At 44.8% G+C, this 7,432-nt stretch carries 9 protein-coding genes; all 9 read left to right on the forward strand.

Annotated elements, in window-relative coordinates:
* Nucleotides 1-557 (forward strand): hypothetical protein (locus tag ACFIL7_RS00030; RefSeq protein ID WP_375683220.1); only part of this gene is annotated, 557 nt, incomplete at its 5' end.
* Nucleotides 547-2,493 (forward strand): phage terminase large subunit family protein, encoded by a 1,947-nt coding sequence (locus ACFIL7_RS00035; RefSeq protein WP_375683221.1) that lies wholly within the window; start codon nt 547-549, stop codon nt 2,491-2,493. The genes ACFIL7_RS00030 and ACFIL7_RS00035, both read left to right, overlap by 11 nt.
* A 3-nt stretch (nt 2,494-2,496) precedes the next feature.
* Nucleotides 2,497-2,745, forward strand: coding sequence for a phage head-tail joining protein (locus ACFIL7_RS00040; RefSeq protein WP_375613951.1), 249 nt, complete (start codon nt 2,497-2,499; stop codon nt 2,743-2,745).
* Nucleotides 2,745-4,313 carry a phage portal protein gene (locus ACFIL7_RS00045; RefSeq protein WP_375683222.1) on the forward strand — a complete coding sequence of 523 codons (1,569 nt, stop codon included), beginning with the start codon at nt 2,745-2,747 and terminating at the stop codon, nt 4,311-4,313. The genes ACFIL7_RS00040 and ACFIL7_RS00045 overlap by 1 nt, the downstream gene beginning before the upstream one ends.
* Nucleotides 4,303-5,373, forward strand: coding sequence for a S49 family peptidase (locus ACFIL7_RS00050; protein WP_375637129.1), 1,071 nt, complete (start codon nt 4,303-4,305; stop codon nt 5,371-5,373). The genes ACFIL7_RS00045 and ACFIL7_RS00050 overlap by 11 nt, the downstream gene beginning before the upstream one ends.
* Nucleotides 5,374-5,483: 110 nt before the next feature.
* A complete protein-coding gene (locus ACFIL7_RS00055; protein ID WP_246350187.1) occupies nt 5,484-5,636 on the forward strand; it encodes a hypothetical protein in 153 nt (50 codons plus the stop codon).
* On the forward strand, nt 5,633-6,001 hold the full coding sequence (locus tag ACFIL7_RS00060; RefSeq protein ID WP_375613995.1) for a head decoration protein: 369 nt from the start codon (nt 5,633-5,635) through the stop codon (nt 5,999-6,001). Before ACFIL7_RS00055 ends, ACFIL7_RS00060 begins: the two co-directional genes overlap by 4 nt.
* A 12-nt stretch (nt 6,002-6,013) precedes the next feature.
* Entirely contained in the window at nt 6,014-7,090 is a 1,077-nt protein-coding gene (locus ACFIL7_RS00065) for a major capsid protein (RefSeq protein WP_375683223.1), read from the forward strand.
* 1 nt (nt 7,091) lies between these two features.
* The coding region (locus ACFIL7_RS00070; RefSeq protein ID WP_375683224.1) for a hypothetical protein at nt 7,092-7,432 on the forward strand (341 nt) is incomplete at its 3' end.

Genomic DNA, 7,432 nt, shown 5'->3' on the forward strand with positions numbered 1-7,432 from the left:
ATCGTAAGGGTCTATCGGTTCGTGCGTTTGCGAAGAAGATGGGTGTTTCACATAATGCAGTGGTTTCTCGGATAAAGACAGGTAAATTTGATGCGGCTCTTTTTGAAGATGGTTCTGTCAATGAAGCCCTTGCAACAGCCATCTGGAATGAGAATCCAACAAAGCGCCCACCCCCATTTTTAGCACCGGATGGTCAACCGCAGACAAAGATCAAACAAGCCTCCACAGATGGAGCCAATGAATACAAGATAAAACTGGAGCGAATGCAAGTTGCGCTAGCAAAAGAAAAAATTGCTCTGGAAAAGTTACGCGAAACCACTGTTGATCGTGAAGAAGTGAGAAAAGAAGCATGGAACTTTGGAAGAGCGCATCGAGATACAATGCTCAATTTTGCCTATCGCTTTGGTACTGAAATTGCGGCGCAAGTGGGATGTGATGCTGCGAGCCTTATTGGAGCTATCGATCATCATATGCGCAAAGCTTTAGTGGAAAATGTCGTCCCTGTTTCTTTTCACGATCCCAACATTTTAGAAGAGAATCCAGAACATGATAAGTGATGCTTTGCCCTCGTCCTCTGATGCTGGGCTCTTTTTTTGCTATGCGAATGAAGGACGCCGTCCTGACCCGCCTTATACTGTTTCCCAGTGGGCTGATAAAAATCGTTATTTGAGCACAGTTACGAGTGCTGAGCCTGGATTATGGAGGACTATACGTACCCCCTATTTACGAGAGATCATGGATAATCTTTCTGTTTATGATCCGACTGAAACAACGGTTGTGATGAAGGGGGCTCAGATTGGAATGTCGGAAGCAGCATTGAACTTTTGTGGTTATGCCATTCATCATAGTCCAGGACCTGCCCTTTATGTGATGCCGACAGTTGAGACCGCTAAGAAACTGTCAAAGTCTCGTCTTGATCCGATGATTTCAGCTAGCCCTGCTTTAAGTGAACGCATTGCTCCTGCTCGTGCAAGAGACAGTGGTAATACCATGTTTTCAAAGGAATTTTATGGGGGGACATTGATGATTACAGGAGCAAATAGTGCTGCTGGATTGCGTTCTTCTCCTATTCGCTATTTGGTTTTGGATGAAGTCGATGCTTACCCATTGAATGTCGATAATGAAGGCGATCCTGTAACAATTGCTGAAAAACGAACCTCTGCTTTTATTCAACGTAAAATTTTTAAATTGTCCACGCCGACACACCGTGACACAAGCCGTATTGCCAAGGATTTTGTACTAGGAGACCAGCGATATTACAACGTGCCTTGTGATGCATGTGGTACACTACAGCCGATTGTTTGGTCACAAATCAAGTGGCAAAAAGGCGCCCCCGAAAAAGCTGTTTTTGTTTGTGCGCATTGTGGTCATGAACATGCCGAACATCGTAAGTCCACCTTAATGGCAGAAGAAAACGGTGCTTGCTGGATCGCAACACAGGAGTCAAGTAAGCCTCGTCTGCGTTCTTACCATATTTCAGCGCTTTATTCGCCATGGCTGACTTGGGGCGATTGTGCGCGCGAATTTTTAAGAGCCAAAGAAGACCCTGCTCTTTTGCAAGTTTTTATTAACACAGTGCTTGGAGAGCCATGGGAGGACAGAACAGGTGAAGTTGTTGATCCAGACAGCCTCTATGCAAAACGCGAAGATTATCCCCTTGCACCAGAACAATCCGTCGTGTTGACAGCAGGCATTGATGTGCAAAATGACCGCTTGGAACTTGAAGTGGTGGGATGGGGGCGTAGTGAAGAAAGTTGGCATATTGATTATCAAGTGATCCTTGGTGATCCCTCTTCTTTTGAAGTATGGGACCAGCTGGATGAATATCTTGCAAAACGTTGGCCGCATCCAGGCTATAAAGAGGGGATTAGGATAACAGCAGCTTGTATTGATACCGGTGGTGGACATACACAGGCGGTTTATAATTATGTGCGCCCGCGTGAAGGGCGGCGTATCTGGGGCATTAAGGGGCAAGCGGGATGGCGTGCGGTATGGCCACGCCGACCAAGCAAAAACAATAAGGGGCAGATTAATCTCTATATTGTTGGTGTTGACGCGGCAAAAGATATTATCACGGCACGGTTTAAAAAATCGGGACCTGAAGCATCAGGGGCTGGTGCAACACACTTTCACAAAAGCCTTGACCAGGAATATTTTGACCAGCTAACCGCTGAAAGAAAAGTCATCAAATATTTCAAAGGCTTCAAGCGTATTGAATGGCAAAAAAGTGAAAAGGCAAGAAACGAAGCCTTGGACTGTAGGGTCTATGCTTATGCGGCTTTACAAGGTCTGATTTCGGCGGGAATAAACCTTAATCGAGAAGTTGATATCTTAGAAGAGCGTCTGGAAAAACTTAAAATTGAAGGCGCTTTAGAACAGCCAACATCAGAACATGTGCCCTCTCCTTCTCCAAGAAGATCTCAGACAGCACAGCCTCAAAAGAAGCCATTCAGAACAATGATGAATCCTTATATGCGAGGGGATTGGAGGTAATTTGTGGGTGAAACTTTAGAACCAATTAACAGCAAAATTGAGAGACTTGAAAACTTAAAAAGGCGGCGTGAACAAATTGAAGAAGCTCTTTATTCGGGAGCACAATCGGTGCGCCATGGCGATAAGCAAGTAAGCAACCGCTCTGTTGAGGAACTGCGCAGAGCGCTTGAGATGCTGAACACACAAATAGCCAACCTTGAAGGGCGCAAGCGTTCACGCGTTTTCTATTTTAATATATCACGAGGCTATTAATGGCTGGCTTTATCAATAAACTCACGGGCTTTTTTAAAATTTCTCGTCAACACAATCCCCATTTTGAAGCGGCAAGCAAAAGCCGCCGTATGGGTGGTTTTGACCCCGCCAAAAAACATATCAATAAAGCCATTGAGGAATGCGGTGATACCATTGTTGCTCGTTCAAGATGGCTTTATGACAATGAATCTCTTTATGGGTCTGCAACAGAAGAATGGGTCTCTGCGGCTGTTAGTGATGGGATTAAACCCTATCCTCGTATTGAAGGTTTTCAAGAAGAAAAGAAAAAGCTTTTAGACTTATGGTGGCAATGGGTTGATGAGGCGGACTATGATGAAGATGCCAATTTTTATGGACTTCAAGCAACCATTGCACGAGAAGTCTTTCTAACTGGTGAATGTTTTGTAAGACTACATTATGTTGACCTCTACGGGCGCTCTGGTGTGCCGCTTCAATTACAAGTTTATCCCACCGAAATGTTAGACCTTACTTACAATGGACCGGCTGATATTGAAGGCAATTACATTCGTATGGGGATTGAATTTAATGCCACTGGCAAGCGTGTTGCTTATCATTTCTGGGAACATCACCCCTATGATGATGTCCCTGCAAATATGGCATTTGAGAGCCAAGAGCGCGTGCGTGTCCCTGCTGAAATGGTCATTCATATCAAAGAGCGCCGTATTGCCGGACAATTGCGCGGTTCTCCAAAAATAACGCGCGCTATGACAAAGATCTTTCAACTCGAATCCTATGATGATGCAGAGCTTGAACGAAAAAAAACAGCGGCTCTTTTTGCAGTGTTTATTACAGGGAAGGAATCTCATGATGCGGCATTAGAGGACAATCGTGAAAAAACGAAAATTGAACAGAAGGTAGAAAAGAAGATTGAAGAGGTACCCGAAGAGCATCCAATTTACCCTGGCTCAGTTAACGTGGTCGATGGCGAAAAACAAATTACATTTTCAACCCCTGTTGAGGTTGGTGGTTCTTACGAGGCTTTTCAATTTCGCAATATCTTGAAAATTTGTGCAGCACTTAATATGCCTTATGCCGTTGTGACTGGAGACGTTACGCGGGGGAATTTTTCTAATGTGCGTACCTCTATCATTCAGTTTAGACGGCACGTCAAACAATGGCGTGAACATATTATTGCCTTTCAGTTTAACCGCATTGTTTGGGAGCGTTTTGTTGAAATGGCAGTGCTTTCTGGATGTGTCAATTTGCCAGGGTGGGAAGAAAATTCCTTGCCATGGCTTCAATGTGAAAGCTTTGCACCCCCGCTTGAAATGATTGATCCAAACAAGGATATCTCAGCGGAAAAAGAAGAAATCCGTGCAGGCTTGAAAACACGACGCATGGCACTTGCCGAGCGCGGCTTTGATATCGACAGCATTCATGCCGAACTGCAAGAAGAGCACACAGACGCTCGTGCGCGCGGCTTATCTTTTGACACGGATATGGCAGCGCCTTCTGGTGAAAATCAAGCGATTGATGATGAAGATTCAGAGACTTCTGAGACTTATGAAAACAACCAAGGCAGTAAGGCGCAGACAAATGGTGAATAATCTCGACATGCCGTTTTTGGCATCACGGCTTTTTGGAGTTCCACACATGCTTGCCTCCACAAAGCTTGATATTATTCTCAATGCTCTTGCTCCACGGCTTTTTGAGGGAGAAAAGTTTGCCCCTGGGGCTTTTGCGCAAGGGGATACAACGGCTTTAAGACCCCCTGAAACTTATGTAGTACAAAACAATGTTGCCATAATACCGGTTCATGGCACGCTTGTACGCCGCGGTGCATGGCTTGGGGCTTTATCGGGTTTGACTTCTTATGAAGGTTTAAGGGCTTCTTTTCGTGAAGCCATTGCACAACCTGATGTTCGTGCTGTCTTACTTGATATTGACAGCGGCGGTGGAGAAGCCGGTGGTGTGTTTGATTTGGTTGAAGAGTTTCAAACACTCTCAAAACAATACGACAAGCCCATTTGGGCACATGCCAATGAGTTTGCTTGTTCAGCGGCTTATGCCATTGCTTGTTCTGCTTCTCAAATATGGGTAGCTCGCACAGGGGTTGTGGGCTCGATTGGGGTTGTTTGTGCCCATCTTGACCAATCCCGTGCAGATGAAAAACACGGGCATAAATGGACCTTTGTCTTTGAAGGTGATCACAAAACCCATGGCAATCCTCATGAACCCTTGAGCGATACAGCACAGATAAAAATGCAAGCCGATTGCGCCCTGCTCTACGAGATGTTTGTCGATTTGGTGGCGCAAAACAGACGCTTAAATGCTGCTGCAATTCGTGACACAAAAGCAGAAACTTTTATAGGCACCCAAGCGATCACGCTTGGATTAGCAGATGCGCAGGGCACCCTTGCGCAAGCTTTGGAAGCCTTAACGGATTCCATATCACAAAACCCAACATCAACAGAAAAAGAAGGACAAAACACATGGCACGCACACAATACCGCGCTGAAGAAGAGGATGACGAAAAGATCGTCGACATCATCAATGACGAGGAAGAGGACGAAGACGATAGTGACATCGACAAAAACGCCGAAATCTTTGACGACGAAGAAAACGAAGATGAAGATGAAGACAATGAGGACAAGCAGGAAAACATAAAAGCTGCTCTTGAAAAAGAAAGAAAGCGCGCAAAAGCACTAACAACCCTTGAAAGGCAAGCAAAGCACTTAGGCGTTTCTTTTGACGCAGCAAAAGCTATTCAAAACGGTATGAGTGTCGAGAAAGCACGCCAGTGTGTGTTGACGGCTGCTAGCTCTCAAAGCGCGTCTTTAAAAGTCTCGCCTTATACCCCTCATAGTGATGGGACGAGCAAGGCAAAGATTTATGCAAAATGGGAAGCAGCTTGGAGGGCAGTGAAATGACGAATATTATTTATGACGACGTACGCAATGGCGCTTATCTTGGACCCTACGACCCCGATATGTCAAATGAAGAAGTGCTGTTTGCATCAGGAGCATTCATTGAAGCTGGAACTGTCATGGGAAAGATAACCGCAACGGAACACTATGTCCCCCTTAATCCAGCAGCATCAGATGGCAGTCAAACACCGGCAGGGATTTCTTTTGCCACTATTGACGCAACAGAAGCAGATCAACGTGCCGTAATTACAGCACGCTTATGCACTGTAAAAGCTTCTGAACTGCTATGGCCAGATGCCATCACGGATGAGCAAAAGAAAGCAGCCATTCAGTCTTTAGAAGACCATAACAACATTCTATTGCGATAGGAGAATGCACACATGGACATGAATTTTTTTAAACATGATGCTTTCTCAAGCATCACAATGATGAAAGCCATCGAAAACTATGAGTTTCAACCTGGTCTTGTAAGTTCTCTTAATCTTTTTGAGGAAGTGGAAACAAGCACCACAGTGGTTGGTATTGAAAGACGTGACAATACATTGTCCTTGATTCAAACCAGTGAACGTGGCGCCCCCTTGGCAGAAGGGGATAGAGAGGGTCGTAATCTTCGGTTTTTCAAAACAACACGCATTGCCAAAAGTGACACGGTGAAATCAGAAGAAATCCAAAACCGTCGTGAATTTGGGACAGAAGATCAGTTAGAGACAGCAATGAAATATATTGCCAGAAAACAAAAGAAACTGATTTCTGAAATAGAATTGACATGGGAAAATATGCAACTTGGCGCTGTTCAAGGGGTGGTTCTTGATGCCGATGGCTCTGTTATTGTCGATTGGTACAAGGAATGGGAAATCGCACCACCAAAACCGATTGATTTTAAACTAAATAATGAGACAACCAATGTTGCTGACCATGTTGATCAAGTCATTATGAGGATGATTGAAGCTTCAAAAGGAGCGTTTTCTGATCGTTCACGCATTATTGGGCTTTGTGGAAATGAATTCTTTTCCAAGTTGAAAAACCATAAAACAATTCGTGAGACCTATTTAAACACAGCCTTAGCACAGACACTCAATAGCGCCGGAGGTGTTGCAACACCAAGTTCGATTGGCTCTGGGAGCTTTGGTAGTTTTGACTTTGCGGGTGTGACTTTCATTAATTATCGGAGTATCCACAACTATAATGTAAGTGCGAAGGCTGGAACAAAGCGCGCCATAGGCATTAAGCCGGATGAATGTCAATTCTTTCCTGTTGATGCGCCTGGTGTCTTCCAAAAAACCTTTGCTCCTGGTGAAAGCTTGGATTTTGCCAACACGGTTGGAAGACCTCTCTACACGATGCTTATCGTCGACCACGACCGTAATGCATGGGTAAAACCTGAAGTGTATAGCTATCCGCTTTACATTTGCACACGCCCTGAAATGCTGTTTAAAGCAGTGATTGGAGCGAAATAACATGCGGTGGAACGGGCTGCTAAACCAAATGGTTAAAGATGTGCGCAACACTTTTGGGCAGCCCATCATCTACACGCGAAAGGACAACCAGCAATCTTTTCGTATCACAGCGATTTACGGCATTAAACATTCGGAATCGGACGCCGGTGGCAGAATCCCCACCACAATTCCAAGAAAGGAACTTGATCTTTGTATCAATGACATCGGGGGAATACCACCAAAACCTCAAGATAGTATTGTGATCATCTCACCTGAAAATAACAAAGCCCCCTCTTCTCAAGAACACTTCACTGTTACAGATGTCCAAGCCTCTGAATCCGGTATGTATAAGCTTATCTTGCG

Source organism: Bartonella sp. AP3QHHD (genome assembly GCF_042195765.1).
Taxonomy (GTDB): Bacteria; Pseudomonadota; Alphaproteobacteria; order Rhizobiales; family Rhizobiaceae; genus Bartonella.

What these genes read in the sequence shown, in the direction of transcription:
- ACFIL7_RS00035 (WP_375683221.1), top strand. Translation starts at nt 547, where the DNA reads ATGATAAGTGATGCTTTGCCCTCGTCCTCTGATGCTGGGCTCTTTTTT.
- ACFIL7_RS00045 (WP_375683222.1), top strand. Translation starts at nt 2,745, where the DNA reads ATGGCTGGCTTTATCAATAAACTCACGGGCTTTTTTAAAATTTCTCGT.
- ACFIL7_RS00050 (WP_375637129.1), top strand. Translation starts at nt 4,303, where the DNA reads ATGGTGAATAATCTCGACATGCCGTTTTTGGCATCACGGCTTTTTGGA.
- ACFIL7_RS00055 (WP_246350187.1), top strand. Translation starts at nt 5,484, where the DNA reads ATGAGTGTCGAGAAAGCACGCCAGTGTGTGTTGACGGCTGCTAGCTCT.
- ACFIL7_RS00060 (WP_375613995.1), top strand. Translation starts at nt 5,633, where the DNA reads ATGACGAATATTATTTATGACGACGTACGCAATGGCGCTTATCTTGGA.
- ACFIL7_RS00065 (WP_375683223.1), top strand. Translation starts at nt 6,014, where the DNA reads ATGGACATGAATTTTTTTAAACATGATGCTTTCTCAAGCATCACAATG.